Origin of the sequence: Paenibacillus haidiansis, assembly GCF_036553665.1 — a bacterium.
Classification (GTDB): domain Bacteria; phylum Bacillota; class Bacilli; order Paenibacillales; family Paenibacillaceae; genus Fontibacillus; species Fontibacillus haidiansis.
On sequence record NZ_JAZHPZ010000022.1, the window covers coordinates 24,949 to 43,645 of the forward strand.

15 protein-coding genes and 1 other annotated feature are annotated in these 18,697 nt (G+C 50.9%); all 15 genes read right to left on the reverse strand.

Going from position 1 to position 18,697, the window contains the following annotated elements; all coding sequences use genetic code 11:
* Window positions 1-17 precede the first annotated feature (17 nt).
* The 15 genes from rplC to rplK all read right to left on the reverse strand — a co-directional run bounded on the left by rplC (window position 18) and on the right by rplK (window position 18,668).
* On the reverse strand, window positions 18-641 hold the full coding sequence (rplC, locus tag V3851_RS25035; protein WP_331849162.1) for a 50S ribosomal protein L3: 624 nt from the start codon (window positions 639-641) through the stop codon (window positions 18-20).
* A 44-nt stretch (window positions 642-685) separates the two neighbouring features.
* On the reverse strand, window positions 686-994 hold the full coding sequence (gene rpsJ / locus V3851_RS25040) for a 30S ribosomal protein S10 (RefSeq protein ID WP_009226637.1): 309 nt from the start codon (window positions 992-994) through the stop codon (window positions 686-688).
* Between the two features lie 230 nt (window positions 995-1,224).
* A complete protein-coding gene (locus V3851_RS25045; protein ID WP_331849163.1) occupies window positions 1,225-2,379 on the reverse strand; it encodes a globin-coupled sensor protein in 1,155 nt (384 codons plus the stop codon).
* A 402-nt stretch (window positions 2,380-2,781) separates the two neighbouring features.
* Window positions 2,782-3,972, reverse strand: a complete 1,191-nt coding sequence (gene tuf / locus V3851_RS25050) for an elongation factor Tu (RefSeq protein ID WP_331849164.1) — start codon at window positions 3,970-3,972, stop codon at window positions 2,782-2,784.
* 103 nt (window positions 3,973-4,075) lie between these two features.
* Complete coding sequence (gene fusA / locus V3851_RS25055) at window positions 4,076-6,154, reverse strand: elongation factor G (RefSeq protein ID WP_331849165.1); 2,079 nt, start codon at window positions 6,152-6,154, stop codon at window positions 4,076-4,078.
* A gap of 47 nt (window positions 6,155-6,201) precedes the next feature.
* Entirely contained in the window at window positions 6,202-6,672 is a 471-nt protein-coding gene (gene rpsG / locus V3851_RS25060) for a 30S ribosomal protein S7 (protein ID WP_331849166.1), read from the reverse strand.
* A gap of 66 nt (window positions 6,673-6,738) precedes the next feature.
* Window positions 6,739-7,161, reverse strand: coding sequence for a 30S ribosomal protein S12 (rpsL, locus tag V3851_RS25065; RefSeq protein ID WP_018753998.1), 423 nt, complete (start codon window positions 7,159-7,161; stop codon window positions 6,739-6,741).
* 137 nt (window positions 7,162-7,298) lie between these two features.
* On the reverse strand, window positions 7,299-7,550 hold the full coding sequence (locus V3851_RS25070; RefSeq protein ID WP_331849167.1) for a ribosomal L7Ae/L30e/S12e/Gadd45 family protein: 252 nt from the start codon (window positions 7,548-7,550) through the stop codon (window positions 7,299-7,301).
* 149 nt (window positions 7,551-7,699) lie between these two features.
* A complete protein-coding gene (gene rpoC / locus V3851_RS25075; RefSeq protein WP_331849168.1) occupies window positions 7,700-11,314 on the reverse strand; it encodes a DNA-directed RNA polymerase subunit beta' in 3,615 nt (1,204 codons plus the stop codon).
* Window positions 11,315-11,403: 89 nt separating this feature from the next.
* On the reverse strand, window positions 11,404-14,949 hold the full coding sequence (gene rpoB, locus V3851_RS25080; protein WP_331849169.1) for a DNA-directed RNA polymerase subunit beta: 3,546 nt from the start codon (window positions 14,947-14,949) through the stop codon (window positions 11,404-11,406).
* Window positions 14,950-15,280: 331 nt separating this feature from the next.
* Window positions 15,281-15,880, reverse strand: a complete 600-nt coding sequence (locus tag V3851_RS25085; protein WP_331849170.1) for a class I SAM-dependent methyltransferase — start codon at window positions 15,878-15,880, stop codon at window positions 15,281-15,283.
* Window positions 15,881-16,195: 315 nt separating this feature from the next.
* Window positions 16,196-16,561 carry a 50S ribosomal protein L7/L12 gene (gene rplL / locus V3851_RS25090; RefSeq protein ID WP_331849171.1) on the reverse strand — a complete coding sequence of 122 codons (366 nt, stop codon included), beginning with the start codon at window positions 16,559-16,561 and terminating at the stop codon, window positions 16,196-16,198.
* Window positions 16,562-16,614: 53 nt separating this feature from the next.
* Entirely contained in the window at window positions 16,615-17,118 is a 504-nt protein-coding gene (gene rplJ / locus V3851_RS25095; protein WP_331849172.1) for a 50S ribosomal protein L10, read from the reverse strand.
* 35 nt (window positions 17,119-17,153) lie between these two features.
* Window positions 17,154-17,305, reverse strand: a sequence feature (ribosomal protein L10 leader region).
* Window positions 17,306-17,385: 80 nt separating this feature from the next.
* Window positions 17,386-18,078 carry a 50S ribosomal protein L1 gene (gene rplA / locus V3851_RS25100; protein ID WP_331849173.1) on the reverse strand — a complete coding sequence of 231 codons (693 nt, stop codon included), beginning with the start codon at window positions 18,076-18,078 and terminating at the stop codon, window positions 17,386-17,388.
* 164 nt (window positions 18,079-18,242) lie between these two features.
* The gene (gene rplK / locus V3851_RS25105; RefSeq protein ID WP_044482537.1) at window positions 18,243-18,668 is read right to left on the reverse strand and encodes a 50S ribosomal protein L11; all 426 of its coding nucleotides are present in this window, start codon (window positions 18,666-18,668) and stop codon (window positions 18,243-18,245) included.
* Between the last annotated feature and the right edge of the window lie 29 nt (window positions 18,669-18,697).

Genomic DNA, 18,697 nt, shown 5'->3' on the forward strand with positions numbered 1-18,697 from the left:
CTCCTTTCTTAAGTCGATTATTTCTTAATCGTTTGTTTGATTTTTACAAAGCTGTTTTTAGGACCTGGAATCGAGCCTTTGACGAGCAGAACATTACGTTCGGCGTCGACTTTGACCACTTCGAGGTTCTGGATCGTAACCGTTTCGTTGCCCATGTGTCCTGGCAAGTGCTTGCCTTTAGGAACGCGGTTCGCTTGAATCGAACCCATGGAGCCCGGTCTGCGGTGGTAACGGGAACCGTGCGCCATCGGGCCGCGGCTTTGTCCCCAGCGTTTGATTACGCCTTGGAACCCTTTACCCTTCGAAATACCAGTTACGTCAACAAATTCGCCCTCTGCAAAAATATCGACTTTGACCTCTTGGCCAACTTCGTATCCTGCCAGATCAACACCGCGAATTTCGCGAACGTAGCGCTTAGGCGCCGTATTAGCCTTCTTAGCATGACCTGCTTCAGGCTTGTTAGCTCTTGCTTCTTTCTTATCGGAGTAACCGATTTGAATGGCTTCGTAACCGTCGTTCTCCAGGTCTTTCTTTTGCAGAACAACATTGCCGCCAGCTTCAATAACCGTTACAGGAATAACATTTCCTTCCGGAGTAAACACTTGAGTCATTCCGAGTTTTTTTCCTAAGATACCTTTCATGTTGACACCTCTTTTCCTTTCCTATTTCCATTACTTAAATGGGATTACAATTTGATTTCGATATCTACACCGGACGGCAGGTCCAAGCGCATCAAGGCATCCACAGTTTGTGGAGTCGGGTTGACAATGTCGATCAGACGTTTGTGCGTCCGTTGTTCGAATTGTTCCCGGGAATCCTTGTACTTGTGTACCGCACGGAGAATAGTAATAACTTGTTTTTCAGTTGGCAGCGGAATCGGCCCGGATACGCCAGCACCCGAACGTTTTGCCGTTTCAACAATTTTCTCTGCGGATTGATCAAGAATTCTGTGGTCGTAAGCTTTCAAACGAATACGAATTTTTTGCTTTGCCATTTTAGTCCCTCCTTCTATCGCCCAATTTGGTATCGGACATACTCCGTGAAAATTTTCTGACCACTCTTCCATGGCAAAGGGGCCGGGTGTGTCAGTAACCTCTCACATCATCGCAACGTCACAGAACAACATTCATTATTATATAGAAAAGCCCGGCGCATTGCAAGCTTTAAATCAAAAGAATATAAAAACGGTGCATCTCCCGAAGAAATACACCGTAATTCGCAGTTTTATAAATTGGCGGATACCTTATTCAGCCGTTCGGCCGATTCCGCGACGGTCGCCGTCGATGAACCGATTCCTTCTATAGTAGTAATGAGTTCGCGAATCTGTGCCTCGAGCAATACGATATCATCCGCACTGGCTTGCATTGAAGTCAGAATGCTCGAAAACATATTCCCGGTATCCTCCGATTGCGCGCTCCCCTGCTCCGCAAAGTTCCTTACTTCATTGATTGCGCGAATCACTTGTTCGGAAATTTCGGCGGAATAACGGATGAGGCCGGCAATCTGAATCACTGTTTGCTTAGCTTCCTCGGAAAGCTTATTGACTTCCTTGGCCACCACGGCGAATCCCCGCCCATGTTCACCCGCTCTTGCGGCTTCTATAGAAGCATTTAATGAAAGAAGTTTGATTTGACTTGCGATCTCATCGACTGCAACCACCACTTTTTGGATTTGGGCCGAGGATTGCCCCAGCTTCATGACAGAATCTTCCATTGAGCTGGCTTTATCATGTATTCCCACGATATGCTGCTGCAATAAGGTTAGAATATCCCTGCCTTCCTCAGCTTGCGCCTTCGTAATTAAGGCGGTCTCGGATGTGCGCAGAATCGCATGGTTCACTTCGTTACTGCTCGATACAAGCTCTTCGACGGCCGCGTTCGTAGCGAGACTTAGATCCTGAAGCTCTTCGCTGAAGAAGGAAATTTTGCTTTTCAGCTCATTTTTGACGAGCTCGTACTGCTCTTCCTTCTCGCGGATGTTCTCTTTCTCGTAAGCTTCCAGGACAAGCTGCTGTTCGAGATTGAGCAGTTTGGTCGTCGTTTTTATCATTTGCGCAAGCAGCGCTTCATCACTAACTTCTTGATAAATCGTTTGCAGAAATGCGTTTTGCAGATTTTGAAAAGCGGAAAGATACCATTTCGGTTCGAGTCCGACCCGTTTATGTACCTTGGCGATCTTCAGCCGCTTCTGAATGAAATTCTGATCGATCTGGCCGCTGAACATTTCTTCCAAATGTCGGATCAAAGTTTGCTTTAACCGTTCCACCGTGCTGTGCTCATCGATGATGGCCTTCAGCTTCGGAACATCAAGCACCGACTGGTAAAAGGAGCCGACAATCCAGTCGATCCTGCTTGATATCATAGGTTGCATGATATGCAAGATTCGAATGTCCCCTTCGCTAAAATCAATCATCCGCAATTGCTCGTTAATCTCAGTCTCACCGTCGATAACAAGTTGATTCTCGTCCCGTGCCTGATCGGCTTTGTGCGCTAAATCGGAAAATTCGTGATGTTTGTTTCGGTCAGATGGGGATGATGAGTGCAGAAAAGAAAAGGGGCATTTCATTGGATTATTACCCACTCCTTAGGGGATTCAGATATGTTGATGTGAGCAATTATACCTGTGATAAATGTCACTGTAAAGTGAATTTTCTACATGATTCGACAAATTTCACGATTACTTCATGTTACCGTATAGCATTTTTTGTTTTATAGTTTCAGGCACAAAAAAAAGCCCGCTCCTCGTAATGAGGAACGGGCTTTTCAAGCAATTGAATGCTTATTATTTGCTGATGGTAACAACGGCACCGGATCCAACTGTACGTCCGCCTTCACGAATGGAGAAGCGAGTTCCTTCTTCGATCGCGATTGGGGAGATCAGTTGTACGGTAACTTCGATGTTGTCGCCAGGCATAACCATTTCAGTACCTTCCGGCAGGTTGATAACACCTGTTACGTCAGTTGTACGGAAATAGAATTGTGGACGGTAGCCAGTGAAGAAAGGCTTATGACGGCCACCTTCTTCTTTAGTCAATACGTATACTTGAGCGGAGAACTCAGTATGCGGATTAACGGAAGCCGGTTTAGCCAATACTTGACCGCGTTCGATTTCTTTACGGTCAACACCGCGGAGCAATGCGCCGATGTTGTCGCCCGCTTCAGCGGAATCGAGCAATTTACGGAACATTTCAACGCCGGTAACGACGGATTTCTTAGTTTCTTCGCGGATACCCACGATTTCGATTTCGTCGCCGACTTTAACAGTACCGCGTTCTACACGACCTGTAGCAACAGTACCACGGCCAGTGATCGAGAACACGTCTTCGACAGGCATCAGGAACGGTTTGTCCACTGGACGCTCTGGAAGCGGAATGTATTCGTCGATGATTTCGAACATTTCAACGATTTTCTTAGCCCATTCGCCATCAGGGTTTTGAAGAGCTTCACGAGCGGAACCTTGGATGATTGGAGTGTCATCACCAGGGAACTCATATTCGTTCAACAGGTCACGAACTTCCATTTCAACGAGTTCGATCAATTCAGCGTCTTCAACCATGTCGCATTTGTTCAAGAATACGACGATGTAAGGAACGCCTACGTTACGGGACAACAGGATGTGTTCGCGAGTTTGCGGCATTGGGCCGTCAGCTGCGGATACAACCAGGATTGCGCCGTCCATTTGAGCCGCGCCGGTGATCATGTTTTTAACATAGTCGGCGTGCCCTGGGCAGTCAACGTGTGCGTAGTGGCGGTTGTTAGTTTCATACTCAACGTGAGCCGTCGAGATTGTGATACCGCGTTCGCGTTCTTCTGGAGCTTTGTCAATTTGGTCGAATGCTACAGCAGCACCGCCGTATGTTTTGGACAATACAGTCGTGATGGCTGCAGTCAGAGTTGTTTTACCATGGTCAACGTGACCGATTGTACCGATGTTAACATGCGGTTTTGTACGTTCGTATTTAGCCTTTGCCATTTTAAACAGTTCCTCCTTAAAATATGGATTGTTATGTTGGACTAACAAGGGAATTCATCCCCTACACAGGTGGCAAGAACTCCCCGGTTAGCAGGTACTGAAATTATTCTCCGCCTTTGTTCTTGGACACGATTTCTTCGGCGATAGTCTTCGGAACTTCTTCATAGTGGGAGAGTTCCATCGAGAACACGCCGCGTCCTTGTGTACCGGAACGCAGGGTGGTCGAGTAACCGAACATTTCGGAGAGAGGCACTTTCGCACGGATAATTTGCGCGCCACCACGGGAATCCATACCTTCGATCCGTCCGCGGCGGGAGTTCAGCATACCCATAACGTCGCCCATGTACTCCTCAGGAACCGTTACTTCGACTTTCATAATTGGCTCAAGAAGAACCGGAGAACATTTCTCCTTGGCAGCTTTAAGTGCCATGGAACCGGCGATCTTAAACGCCATTTCACTGGAGTCGACATCATGGTAGGAACCATCGACGATGGTTGCCTTAACGTCTACCAGCGGGAAGCCTGCAAGGACACCATTTTTCATGGCTTCTTCAATACCTTGCTGAGCAGGAGCAATGTATTCTCTCGGTACGGAACCGCCGACGATCTTGCTGTCGAACTGATTACCGCTGCCTGGCTCGAGCGGTTCGAACTCAACCCATACGTGACCGTATTGACCACGGCCGCCGGACTGACGAACGAATTTACCTTCAACGCGAGCAGGGGCTTTGAATGTTTCACGGTAAGCAACTTGAGGTTTACCAACATTCGTCTCAACCTTGAATTCACGGCGCATCCGGTCGATGATGATATCGAGGTGAAGCTCACCCATACCAGCAAGGATCGTTTGCCCGGTTTCTTCATTGGTAGATGCACGGAGAGTTGGGTCTTCCTCGGTCAATTTACCGAGAGCGACACTCATTTTATCTTGGTCGGCCTTGGTTTTAGGCTCAACCGCGATTTCGATAACCGGATCAGGGAAGTTCATCGATTCAAGAATAACCGGTGCCTTCTCATCACACAGTGTATCACCTGTGCCCGTATCTTTCAAACCAACGGCTGCCGCGATATCACCGGAGTAAACTTCAGTGATTTCTTGACGGCTGTTGGCGTGCATTTGCAGAATACGGCCGATACGTTCGCGTTTGCCTTTCGTTGCATTCAGCACATAGGAACCGGATTGCAAAATACCGGAATATACGCGGAAGAACGTCAGCTTACCGACATAAGGGTCCGTCATGATTTTAAATGCGAGCGCAGCGAACGGCTCTTCATCGGAAGAGTGGCGCTCCACTTCAGTACCGTCATCCAAGTGACCTTGAATGGAAGGTACGTCGATTGGTGCAGGCAGGTAATCGATAACGGCATCCAGCATGAGCTGAATCCCTTTGTTACGGTAAGAGGAACCGCAAACTACCGGGAAGATCTTAACTTCGCAAACGCCTTTGCGCAGTGCGGCTTTCAGTTCTTCAACGGTGATTTCCTCGCCCTCGAGGTATTTCATCGTCAAATCTTCATCCAGCTCCGCAACTTTTTCGATCAATTCCGCACGCAGTTCTTCAACCTTATCGGCCAAATCGGCCGGAATTTCGGCTTCTTCGATGTTTTGACCTAAGTCGTCTTTGTACATGTACGCTTTTTGCGCAATGATGTCGATAATCCCGACAAAATCGCTTTCCGCACCGATCGGCAGTTGGATAGCAACTGCGTTCGCTTGCAGACGATCGCGCATATCTTTGACAACATTCAGGTAGTCGGCACCGATGATGTCCATTTTGTTTACATAAGCGATCCGAGGAACGCCATAACGGTCAGCCTGTCTCCAAACGGTTTCAGACTGAGGCTCAACGCCTTCTTTAGCACTGAAAACGCCAACTGCCCCGTCCAATACACGCAGGGAACGTTCGACTTCAACCGTGAAGTCAACGTGTCCCGGGGTATCGATGATATTTACGCGGTGACCTTTCCATTGAGCGGTGGTCGCAGCGGACGTAATCGTGATTCCGCGCTCTTGCTCCTGCTCCATCCAGTCCATTGTCGCAGCACCTTCGTGAACTTCCCCGATTTTGTGCGTACGGCCTGTGTAGAACAAGATCCGTTCCGTCGTGGTTGTCTTACCGGCGTCAATATGCGCCATGATCCCGATGTTACGTGTATTTTTCAAGGAGAACTCTCTTGCCATGAATTTGTCTCCCTTCAAAATAGTAGTTAATTAGGTTGAGCCGAATCCTACCAGCGGTAGTGCGCGAACGCTTTGTTCGCTTCGGCCATTTTGTGCGTATCTTCGCGTTTCTTAACGGAAGCGCCCGTGTTGTTGGATGCGTCGATGATCTCGGCAGCCAAACGTTCTTCCATCGTCTTCTCACCGCGGTTGCGGGAGTAGTTCACGAGCCAACGTAACCCCAAGGATGTACGTCTTTCCGGTTTAACTTCGATAGGTACTTGGTAGTTCGCACCACCTACACGGCGAGCTTTAACTTCCAAGACAGGCATGATATTTTTAAGCGCTGCTTCAAACACTTCCATAGGATCATTACCCGTACGTTCTTGAATGAGGTTGAACGCATTGTACAGGATGCTTTGAGCAACACCGCGTTTACCGTCGAGCATGATGCGGTTGATCAGACGAGTAACAAGCTTGCTGTTATACACCGGATCCGGCAGCACGTCTCTCTTCGAAACTGGACCTTTGCGTGGCATAGTTATCCCCCTTTCAGTATTAATCCAAACCCTTTAACGGTTCAATAAGCCAACCGAACGGTCGGCTTAGGATTTTTTCGCTTTCGGACGTTTAGCGCCGTATTTCGAACGGGCTTGCATCCGGTTGTTTACACCAGCGGTATCCAAGGCTCCGCGTACGATATGGTAACGTACCCCCGGAAGGTCCTTGACCCGGCCGCCACGAATCAAAACAACGCTGTGCTCTTGCAGGTTGTGACCGATCCCTGGAATGTAAGCCGTCACCTCTACGCGGTTCGTCAAACGAACACGGGCATATTTACGAAGTGCGGAGTTCGGTTTCTTAGGAGTCATAGTACCTACACGAGTGCACACACCGCGTTTTTGCGGAGAGCTCAGATCGGTAGCTTCACGCTTCAAGGCGTTAAAACCTCTTTGCAGTGCTGGCGATTTCGATTTGTACACTTTGTCTTGACGTCCTTTACGGACTAGTTGGTTAATTGTTGGCATTGTTGTTGCCACCCCCTTCCTCAATTCTCATGATTCTTCACAAACCATTTTAAGCCCACAGACCCAGGCGGTTCATAAAAGAACAAATGAAAAGTCTTTGCCGGAAGGATTCCCTTCAGCAAAAACGATTCTATCAACTATGGTCTCACAATCGCAGCCATCGCCGCCCCGACTTCAATCCCGCAGGCTTTACCGAGATTCTTCATCGTGTCCACCAGCGTCACTTTGACGCCACGCTGATCGCACAGGGCAATGATCTTCGATGTAAGGCGCGGATCTGCATCTTCAGCCACATATACTTCCTCGGCCCGTCCAAGCTCGACCATTCGCATCGTCTGCTTGGTGCCGATTTTGACATGAGCGTCCTGTAGTCCTTTATCATTAGACATGGCAATCGTCCTCCAAAGCACAGGGTATATCCAAACTCACGCACTTTGATATATTAGCACTCCATATAGGCAATGTCAAGCAAAATAATGACTAAAAACAACGGCGCGGCCAGGACATCATCCCGGCCGCGCTCATTGTTCCTCGGAACCTATTCTACCGATACCGGCTCCAGGCTTTCTTCCGCCGTATCATCGCTGAACGGCTCTTCAAACTGGACGTTGCGGTAACGGTTCATCCCCGTACCCGCAGGGATCAGTTTACCGATAATGACGTTCTCTTTCAGGCCGAGCAGTTTATCCACTTTGCCTTTGATCGCGGCATCGGTAAGCACCCGCGTCGTTTCCTGGAAGGAAGCGGCGGACAGGAAAGAATCCGTTTCGAGCGACGCTTTGGTAATCCCGAGCAATACCGGTTTGGCTACGGCCGGCTCATTGCCCGACAAGATCGCGTCTTTGTTGGCCATTTCGTATTCATACAGATCGACGAAAGATCCTGGCAGAAGCGGCGTATCCCCGGAATCTACAATCCGGATCTTGCGCAGCATCTGTCTGACCATAACTTCGATATGTTTGTCGTTGATTTCTACGCCCTGGTTCCGGTATACGCGCTGAACTTCCTGCAGGATATAGTTCTGCACGCCGCGGATGCCTTTAATGCGCAGAATTTCTTTCGGGTCGATGGAACCGTCGGTCAGCTCGTCGCCCGCTTCGATTTCCTGCCCTTCGCTTACGCGCAGGCGGGAACCGTAGGTAACGGAGTAGACCTTCGTTTCCGCTTCGCCCTGAACCTCGATTTCACGGCGGTCCTTGGCTTCGCGGATTTCCTTGATCACGCCGTCGATTTCACTGATCGTCGCTTGACCTTTCGGATTCCGGGCTTCAAAGAGCTCCTGGATCCGCGGCAAACCTTGGGTAATATCGTCACCGGCAACGCCCCCGGTATGGAACGTACGCATGGTGAGCTGGGTCCCCGGTTCACCGATGGATTGGGCGGCGATAATGCCGACCGCTTCACCGATTTCCACGTGCTTGCCGGTTGCCAGGTTGCGTCCATAGCATTTCTTACATACGCCATGGCGTGCGCGACAGCTAAGCACGGAACGGATTTGCAGCTTCGTGACGCCGGCGTCGACGATTTCGTGCGCCTTGTCGGAATCGATCAATTCATTGCGGTGAATGATGATCTCACCGGTCTCCGGATGCTTGATCGTTTCGAAGGAATAGCGCCCCTCGATCCGGTCGTACAGATCCTCGATAACCTCTTTACCGTCCTGAATCACGCCGACGGTAAAGCCTTTATCCGTACCGCAATCCTCTTCGCGGACGATGACATCCTGCGCCACGTCGACCAGACGGCGGGTCAAGTAACCCGAGTCGGCGGTACGCAGCGCGGTATCGGCCAGACCTTTCCGCGCGCCGTGCGTCGAAAGGAAGTACTCGAGGACGGTCAGGCCTTCGCGGAAATTCGACTTGATCGGGAGTTCGATGATCCGGCCCGAAGGGTTGGCCATCAGACCCCGCATCCCGCCGAGCTGGGTGATCTGCGATTTGTTACCGCGCGCCTTGGAGTCAACCATGAGCATGATGGAGTTGTAACGGTCCATCGATTTCATGAGCACATCGGTAATCTGGTCTTTCGCTTTGGACCAAATATCGATAACCCGGTCATAACGTTCTTCATTCGTGATCAGACCGCGGCGGTATTGATTGGTAATCACTTGAACTTTCTCGTCGGATTCGTGCAAAATGTCTTGTTTTGCGTCCGGCACGACAACGTCCGACACGGCGATACTTACGCCGGCGCGCGTCGAGTAGGTGAACCCGGTTTGTTTGATTCTGTCGAGAATAATCGACGTTTCCGTGGTGTGGTAAATTTCAAAGCAGCGGCCGATAATTTCGCCGAGGTATTCTTTACCCACACCGCCAGGTTGTTTGGCGGCCATGATCCGGTCCAGGACGTCGGCACCTTTTTCGTGGATGAAATATTCATCCGGCGTGCCTTGGAACAGATTGACTCTGGTCGGTTCATTGATATACGGGAAGCTTGGCGGGAAGATTTCATTGAAGATAATTTTCCCGACCGTCGTAACCAGCAACGAATTTTGTTGTTCTTCGGTAAAACCGGTCTTGTTCAGCGCCTTGGCCGGAATTGCCACGCGGGCGTGCAGCTCGGCCGTACCGCGTTGATAAGCGGAGAACGCTTCGTTCACGGAACCGAGAATCATGCCGCTCCCTTTAGCTTCCTTGTTGTCCATCGTTAGATAGTACGAGCCAAGGACCATATCCTGGGACGGAGTAACAACCGGTTTGCCGTCTTTCGGGTTCAGGATGTTGCCGGACGCCAGCATCAGGATGCGGGCTTCCGCCTGAGCTTCCGCGGACAACGGCACGTGCACGGCCATTTGGTCGCCGTCGAAGTCGGCGTTGTACGCCGTACATACGAGCGGGTGAAGACGAATGGCGCGCCCTTCAACCAGGATCGGCTCGAACGCCTGGATACCGAGACGGTGAAGCGTAGGCGCACGGTTCAGGAGAACCGGGTGCTCTTTGATTACTTCTTCGAGCACGTCCCAAACTTCGGGACTTACTCTTTCCACTTTGCGTTTCGCGCTCTTGATGTTATGGGCCAGGCCTTTGTTGACCAGTTCTTTCATTACGAACGGCTTGAACAATTCCAGCGCCATCTCTTTAGGCAAACCGCATTGGTACATTTTCAGATACGGGCCTACGACGATAACGGAACGGCCGGAATAGTCGACCCGTTTACCGAGCAGGTTTTGCCGGAACCGGCCCTGTTTCCCTTTCAGCATGTGGCTGAGGGATTTCAGCGGACGGTTGCCCGGGCCCGTTACCGGACGTCCGCGGCGGCCGTTGTCGATCAAGGCGTCAACGGCTTCTTGGAGCATCCGTTTTTCGTTTTGGACGATGATGTCCGGCGCGCCCAGATCGAGCAGGCGTTTCAGACGGTTGTTCCGGTTGATCACGCGGCGGTACAAATCGTTAAGGTCGGAAGTCGCAAAGCGTCCGCCGTCCAATTGCACCATCGGGCGAAGCTCCGGAGGAATAACCGGAAGCACGTCGAGGATCATCCACTCCGGCTCGTTGCCCGAGCTCTTGAATGCCTCGATGACTTCCAGACGTTTGATCGCCCGGTTGCGGCGCTGCCCTTGGGCCGTACGCAGCTCTTCTTTCAAAAATTCCAGTTCCTTGTCGATATCGAGATCCTGAAGCAGTTTCTTAACCGCTTCGGCGCCCATACCGGCCTGGAATCCGTAGCCGTATTTCTCGCGGTAGCTGCGGTATTCCTTCTCGGACAGAAGCTGCTTTTTCTCCAGCGGCGTTTCGCCCGGATCGGTAACGACATAGGATGCAAAATAAATGATCTCTTCCAGCGAGCGCGGCGACATGTCAAGCGCCAGGCCCATCCGGCTCGGGATACCTTTGAAATACCAAATGTGGGACACCGGAGCGGCCAGTTCGATATGGCCCATCCGTTCGCGGCGAACCTTCGCTCTCGTTACTTCGACGCCGCAGCGGTCGCAGACGACGCCTTTGTAACGAACGCGTTTATATTTACCGCAATGGCATTCCCAGTCTTTGGTCGGGCCGAAAATTTTCTCGCAAAACAGCCCTTCTTTTTCCGGTTTCAATGTACGATAGTTGATCGTTTCCGGTTTCTTCACTTCTCCGCGGGACCAAGAACGAATTTTATCTGGGGAAGCAAGCCCAATTTTCATAAACTCGAAGTTGTTGACGTCCAACAAGGAGCACCCCTCCTTAACCAAGTCCTGATTTTGAGAATCTCCGGTTATCATCATGTCCGGCGGCGGCTAGAGGCCGTCGCCGTCGATGCTTATTCTATTCCGACTTCCGCGCCTTCCAGGTTCAAACTCAGTTTGTCCCCTGACGCGTCATCTTCATCGTCGATTTCCTTCATCTCGATCTCTTCCTCGTTCTCGGTCAGGATTTTGACGTCCATACCCAAGCTTTGAAGTTCCTTGATCAAGACTTTAAACGACTCCGGCACACCAGGTTCTGGCACGTTCTCGCCTTTGACGATCGATTCGTAGGTTTTCACCCGGCCGACCACATCGTCCGACTTGACGGTCAAAATCTCTTGCAGTGTATATGCGGCGCCATAGGCTTCCAGCGCCCAAACTTCCATCTCGCCGAACCGCTGTCCGCCGAATTGCGCTTTACCGCCGAGCGGCTGCTGCGTAACGAGCGAGTATGGACCTGTCGAACGGGCGTGGATCTTATCGTCGACCATGTGCGCCAGTTTGATCATATGCATGACGCCGACCGTAACTTCGCGTTCAAACGGTTCGCCCGTCCGGCCGTCGTACAGAATTGTTTTACCGTTGCGTTGCATGCCGGCTTCTTCCATCGTATCGAAAACATCGTATTCATTGGCTCCGTCGAATACCGGCGTCGCCACGTGGATACCGAGTTTCAGAGCGGCCATCCCGAGGTGGATTTCCAGCACCTGACCGATGTTCATCCGCGACGGAACCCCGAGCGGGTTCAGCACGACCTGCACCGGCGTGCCGTCCGGCATGAACGGCATGTCTTCCTCCGGCAGAATGCGGGCCACGACCCCTTTGTTACCATGGCGTCCGGCCATTTTGTCGCCTTCGGAAATTTTCCGTTTTTGGGCAATATATACCCGAACGAGCTGGTTCACGCCCGGCGGCAATTCGTCGCCGTTCTCGCGGGTAAATACCTTCACGTCTACGACGATCCCGTCTGTACCGTGCGGTACGCGCAGCGAGGTGTCGCGAACCTCGCGGGCCTTCTCGCCGAAGATCGCATGCAGCAGGCGCTCTTCCGCCGTCAGTTCGGTTACGCCTTTCGGCGTTACTTTGCCGACGAGAATATCCCCTGCGGCGATCTCCGCACCGACGCGGATAATGCCGCGCTCGTCAAGATTGCGGAGCGCTTCTTCACCGACGTTCGGAATATCGCGGGTTATCTCTTCGGGTCCCAGCTTCGTATCGCGGGCTTCGGACTCATATTCCTCGATGTGGATCGAAGTGTAGACGTCCTCTTTCACAAGCTTCTCGCTAAGCAGGATCGCATCCTCGTAGTTGTAACCTTCCCAAGTCATGAAGGCGACGACGACGTTGCGGCCCAAAGCCAATTCGCCCATCTCCGTCGATGGCCCGTCCGCGAGAATGTCACCCTTCTTGATCACATCGCCGCGTTTGACGATCGGACGTTGATTGATGCATGTTCCTTGGTTCGAACGCATAAATTTGTGTAATTTATATTTAACAAGGTCGCCTTTGACTTCCTTGCCGTCTACCGTTTCGACGCGGCGCAGCCAAATTTCGTTCGCTGCGGAGCGTTCGATAATCCCGTCGTATTTGGAAACAATACATACGCCGGAGTCTTTGGCCGACTTGTGTTCCATGCCGGTTCCGACGAGCGGAGCCTTCGGAATCAGAAGCGGTACCGCCTGACGCTGCATGTTCGAACCCATCAAGGCACGGTTCGAGTCATCGTTCTCCAGGAACGGAATCAGCGCTGTCGCTACGGACACAACCTGCTTCGGCGATACGTCCATGTAGTCGACGCGATCGCTCGGCATCGTCAAGATATTGTCGGATTGCTTATTGTAACGGACGATGACATTCTCGTCGCGGAACGTGTTGTCCTCGTTAAGAACGGCATTCGCCTGGGCGATGATGTAGTTATCCTCTTCATCGGCCGTCAAGTAAGCGATTTGATCGGTTACTTTGCCGGTGTTCGGATCGACCCAACGATAAGGAGCTTCAATGAAGCCGTACTCGTTGATGCGGGCGAACGTCGACAAGGAGTTGATCAGACCGATGTTCGGACCTTCCGGCGTTTCGATCGGACACATCCGGCCATAGTGGGAATGGTGAACGTCGCGCACTTCAAAGCCCGCGCGTTCGCGTGTCAGACCGCCCGGACCGAGCGCCGACAGACGGCGTTTATGCGTCAGTTCGGCAAGCGGGTTCGTCTGGTCCATAAACTGCGACAGCTGCGAGCTGCCGAAGAACTCCTTGATCGAAGCGATCACCGGACGGATGTTGATCAACGCTTGCGGGGTGATCACATTCGCATCCTGGATCGACATTCTTTCGCGTACGACGCGTTCCATCCGCGACAGACCGATGCGGAACTGGTTCTGCAGCAATTCGCCGACAGAGCGCAATCTTCTGTTACCGAGATGGTCGATGTCGTCGGTGCTGCCGATGCCGTGCAGCAGGTTCAGGAAATAGCTGATCGACGAAATGATATCGGCCGGCGTAATATGCTTCACCGATTTGTCGATATTGCGGTTCGCGATCACTTTAACGACTTTGCCGTCTTCGATCGGCGAGAAGACGTCGATCGTCTGCAGCGGAATGTCGTTAGCATCAAGAACTCCGCCTGCCACATGGTAGTTTCTAAAGCCTACCGAATTCTCCAGGTGCGGAAGAATTTGATCCAGCAAGCGACGGTCCACCATTTGACCCGCTTCGGCGATAATTTCGCCGGTGGTCGTATCGATCAGGGACTCGGCGAGCCGCTGATTGAACAGGCGGTTTTTGATGTGCAGCTTTTTATTGATTTTGTAACGGCCGACATTGGCCAGGTCATAGCGTTTTGGATCAAAGAACCGGGCTACCAGCAAGCTCTTCGCATTGTCGAGAGTCGGCGGTTCTCCCGGACGAAGGCGCTCATAGATTTCGATGAGAGCTTTCTCCGTAGAGTCGGTATTGTCTTTATCCAGGGTGTTGCGAATATATTCATCGTTTCCGAGCAAATCCAGAATTTCGGCATCCGTACCGAACCCAAGCGCGCGAAGCAGCACGGTCACCGGAATCTTCCGGGTACGGTCGATCCGGACATAAATGATGTCCTTCGCATCCGTCTCCAGCTCCAGCCATGCGCCGCGGTTTGGAATTACCGTTGCGGTATAGGTATTCTTGCCGTTCTTATCCACTTTAGTGTTGAAATAGACGCTAGGAGAGCGAACCAACTGGCTGACAATAACCCGTTCAGCACCATTAATAATGAATGTGCCGGTTTCCGTCATCAGCGGGAAATCTCCCATAAACACTTCCTGCTCTTTGACTTCGCCGGTTTCCTTATTAATGAGCCGGACTTTTACCCGAAGCGGCGCAGCATACGTCACGTCGCGTTCTTTCGCGTCGTCTACCGTATACTTCGGTTCCCCAAGACTGTAATCGATAAATTCCAATACCAGATTCCCAGTGAAATCCTGAATCGGCGAGATATCCTGGAACATTTCCCGCAGGCCTTCTTCCAGGAACCACTCATAGGATTTCTGCTGGATTTCGATCAGGTTCGGAATTTCGAGTACCTCGTTAATTCGTGCATAACTTCGCCGAGTGCGTCGACCATATTGAACAAGATGTCCTGCCAACTTATACTCACCCCTCATGTCTACTCACTTTAAAAATACATTGCGAACCCGTGTTTGTACCTTTATAATAGGACCATACGGATTCATCCACAAATAAAGAAAAGCCCTTATCGAATGCTTTCGAAAAAAGAGCATCATTTATCCGTGACATTTCCAGCCTGATGTCCCCGTATTCAGTAGATTTACCCGAAATGTACATATTATACGTCAACTGATGTGATTTTATGCATCGTTTCCACAAAACACTTGACATTTCAGTTCACTAAAGCCACGGAGGGCATCCTAATACTGACATTTTATAATAATAACACAACGTAATTTGCAAGTCAAATTATTTTTTTGTTGCCTTATATATACGGTAACCTTTGTCTTTCGTCACTTCTTCCACATCCCCGAACAGCGACTCCAGCTTTTGTTTCGCCGACGGCGCCCCCTGCTTCTTCTGAATGACAATCCACAGCGAGCCTCCGGCTCTCAGCTTTTCATAGGCCCCTTCAAATATGGCATGTACCGTTTCTTTTCCGGCGCGAATCGGAGGATTGGTCAGCACGACATCGAATTCCGCTTTGTCCACTTCCGCAAACAAATCACTTTGCAATACCGTTACATTGTCAATACGATTGGCGGCTGCATTTTCCCGGGCCAACTCCACCGCGCGGCTGTTGACATCGATCATCGTAACATGGCCCCGCTTAGCCAGCCTGGCGGCCGTCAGACCAATCGGACCGTAACCGCAGCCCACATCCAGCACCTCCGCGTCTTCCGGAATTTCCATCGCCTCAATCAAAGTCCGGCTGCCGTAATCCACGCCGCCCTTTGAGAATACGCCGGCGTCGCTGATAAACCGGAATGCTTGCCCGCGCAGCGCGTCATCCCATACTTTGCGGTCATGCGCCGCCGTTGGTTTGCTGGTATAGTAGTGATCCGACATCTATAGCTTCCCTCCGTTATATATCAGTAAAAAAGCCAGTGCGCCTCTCCGGCCTTATTATTATGGTCAATCTTCCTGCATCCTGAACCGCTTTGTTAAAATCCCTGCAAAAGTGCAGGCTTTCCCGCCCAAAAGGCCGCTTTTCGCTGAAACCGAAAAATTCCTGCACTTTTGCAGGCTTTCCCTTCTGCACGACAAAATATCAGAAAAACTGCATATTTGCAGTAATTCTATGTCCTACAGTGCCCTTAACACTTTAAGCAACGAACCCCCTTGAACCAAGTTCAAGGGGGTTCGCCGTAGGGGAAGCGGCAATTACTTCACTTCTACAGTCGCGCCTGCTTCTTCCAATTTTGCTTTAACGGAATCGGCTTCTTCTTTGCCCACTTTTTCTTTCAGCGGTTTTGGAGCGTTGTCAACCAGGTCTTTTGCTTCTTTCAAGCCAAGGCCAGTGATTTCCCGAACCACTTTGATAACGTTGATTTTGGACGCGCCTGCGTTAGTCAGGATTACGTCAAATTCAGTTTGCTCAGCAGCTTCGGACGCGCCAGCGCCGCCACCTGCTACAACTACTGGAGCCGCTGCAGTTACGCCGAATTCTTCTTCGATTGCTTTAACAAGATCGTTCAATTCAAGAACGGTCATCGCTTTAATTTCTTCCAAAATGCTTTCTTTACTCATGGTAGAACCTCCATTATTTTAATTTAGATTATATTGCTAATTTCAACAAACAGTTACGCGCTTGCTTCTTCTTTGTCCGCAACGGCTTTGACTGCCAGTGCGAAGTTGCGCACCGGAGCTTGAAGCACGCTGAGGAGCATCGAAAGGAGACCTTCGCGGGATGGAAGATCCGCCAGCGCCTTGATTTGGTCAACGCCGACTACACGGCCTTCAACCACGCCACCTTTTACTTTGAGTGCTTCGTTCTTCTTCGCGAAATCGCTAAGAATTTTAGCCGGAGCTACTGCGTCTTCAGCACTGAATGCGATGGCCGTAGGACCGGTCAGCACTTCATCCAGTTCGGTAAGTTCCGCAGCCGCTGTTGCGCGGCGAACGAGCGTATTCTTCAGTACTTGGAATTCCACGCCAGCTTCACGAAGCTGCTTGCGGAGTTCCGTAACTTGAGCAACATTCAGACCGCGATAGTCCGCTACAACGGTCGTTGCGCTTTCGCGCAGCTTCGCAGTTACGACATCAACGGCTTCTTGTTTGGCTTGAATCACTTTTGCGTTTGCCAACCTGTACACCTCCTGATAGATTTACTAGGCCTTCTTCAATCAATGAAAAAGGCCTCCGCAGAATCACGAAGGCCTGATGAATCATCTGCTGCAGCAAGCTGCAGCATTCCGATATTCTATCACAACACCTCGGTAGGAAATTAAGCCCTGGGGCACCTACTGTCTACGGTAACCATATTCAAATTTATTTCTCGCTTAAAACAACTCGTTTAGTTTATCAAGAGATGAACATGATGTCAATCCCTATACCCCCGATAGCGGACGGTATTATCTGTAAACGGCTGTATTAACACGAGCGCTAGGGCCCATCGTCGAAGAAACCGCGATGTTTTTCAAGTATACGCCCTTGGCAGCAGCCGGTTTTGCCCGGTTCAATGCGTCGATGAGGGCCTTTAGGTTCTCATTCAATTGTTCGGAAGTGAAGGACACTTTACCGATTGGCGCATGAATTTGGCCAGCTTTGTCCAAACGATACTCGATTTTACCGGCTTTGATTTCTTGAACGGCTTTCGTTACGTCAAACGTAACCGTGCCTGCTTTAGGGTTAGGCATGAGGCCTTTACCGCCGAGCAGACGGCCCAGTTTACCAACTTCGCTCATCATATCCGGCGTCGCTACGCAGACATCGAATTCGAACCAGCCTTGTTGGATTTTGTTGATCATGTCTTGATCGCCAACGTAGTCAGCTCCGGCCGCTTCCGCTTCCTTCGCTTTGTCGCCTTTGGCGAATACCAGAACGCGTTGTGTTTTACCCGTGCCATGCGGCAGGACAACGACACCACGAACGGCTTGGTCTTGTTTACGAGGGTCTACACCCAAACGAACTGCAGCTTCAACGGTTTCGTCGAATTTGGCAGTCGCCGCCTTCTTCACCAGTTCAACGGCTTCGGAAGGCTCATATGTCGCTTCGCTGTCGATCAGCTTAGCGGCTTCAAGGTATTTCTTACCGTGTTTAGCCATGAATTGTTCCTCCTTTGTGGTATTAGCGGAATATCCTCCCACTGATCTCTGAATAGATGAGCTACCCGAAGGCGAGCTTATTTCTCAGAGGCAACTTCAGTTGCACATTTTCAAGTAGTTCTAAGCTGTCTTGCAACCAAGTCGTAATAATTCACTCCCAAGAATTAGTCTTGGATCGTGATGCCCATGCTGCGGGCCGTACCTTCAACCATGCGCATAGCCGATTCAACGGATGCTGCGTTCAGGTCAGGCATTTTTTGTTCCGCGATTTGACGAACAACGTCGCGTTTCACGGTAGCCACTTTCTTCTTGTTCGGTTCGCCGGATCCTTTTTCGATCTTGGCCGCAACGCGAAGCAGAACGGCTGCCGGAGGAGTTTTGGTGATGAAAGTAAAGGAACGGTCTTCAAACACCGAAATTTCAACCGGAATGATCAAGCCTGCTTGATCGGCGGTACGAGCGTTGAATTCTTTACAGAATGCCATGATGTTGACACCCGCTTGACCCAAAGCCGGACCTACCGGAGGCGCAGGATTCGCTTTCCCTGCAGGAATTTGCAGTTTTACTACTTTGATAACTTTTTTCGCCATGTAAGACACCTCCTTGCCCTAGTAGTGGT

Excerpts from the sequence above, each read along its gene's own strand:
- rplC (WP_331849162.1), bottom strand. The coding sequence starts at position 641 with ATGAAAGGTATCTTAGGAAAAAAACTCGGAATGACTCAAGTGTTTACT.
- rpsJ (WP_009226637.1), bottom strand. The coding sequence starts at position 994 with ATGGCAAAGCAAAAAATTCGTATTCGTTTGAAAGCTTACGACCACAGA.
- tuf (WP_331849164.1), bottom strand. The coding sequence starts at position 3,972 with ATGGCAAAGGCTAAATACGAACGTACAAAACCGCATGTTAACATCGGT.
- fusA (WP_331849165.1), bottom strand. The coding sequence starts at position 6,154 with ATGGCAAGAGAGTTCTCCTTGAAAAATACACGTAACATCGGGATCATG.
- rpsG (WP_331849166.1), bottom strand. The coding sequence starts at position 6,672 with ATGCCACGCAAAGGTCCAGTTTCGAAGAGAGACGTGCTGCCGGATCCG.
- rpsL (WP_018753998.1), bottom strand. The coding sequence starts at position 7,161 with ATGCCAACAATTAACCAACTAGTCCGTAAAGGACGTCAAGACAAAGTG.
- V3851_RS25070 (WP_331849167.1), bottom strand. The coding sequence starts at position 7,550 with ATGTCTAATGATAAAGGACTACAGGACGCTCATGTCAAAATCGGCACC.
- V3851_RS25085 (WP_331849170.1), bottom strand. The coding sequence starts at position 15,880 with ATGTCGGATCACTACTATACCAGCAAACCAACGGCGGCGCATGACCGC.
- rplL (WP_331849171.1), bottom strand. The coding sequence starts at position 16,561 with ATGAGTAAAGAAAGCATTTTGGAAGAAATTAAAGCGATGACCGTTCTT.
- rplA (WP_331849173.1), bottom strand. The coding sequence starts at position 18,078 with ATGGCTAAACACGGTAAGAAATACCTTGAAGCCGCTAAGCTGATCGAC.
- rplK (WP_044482537.1), bottom strand. The coding sequence starts at position 18,668 with ATGGCGAAAAAAGTTATCAAAGTAGTAAAACTGCAAATTCCTGCAGGG.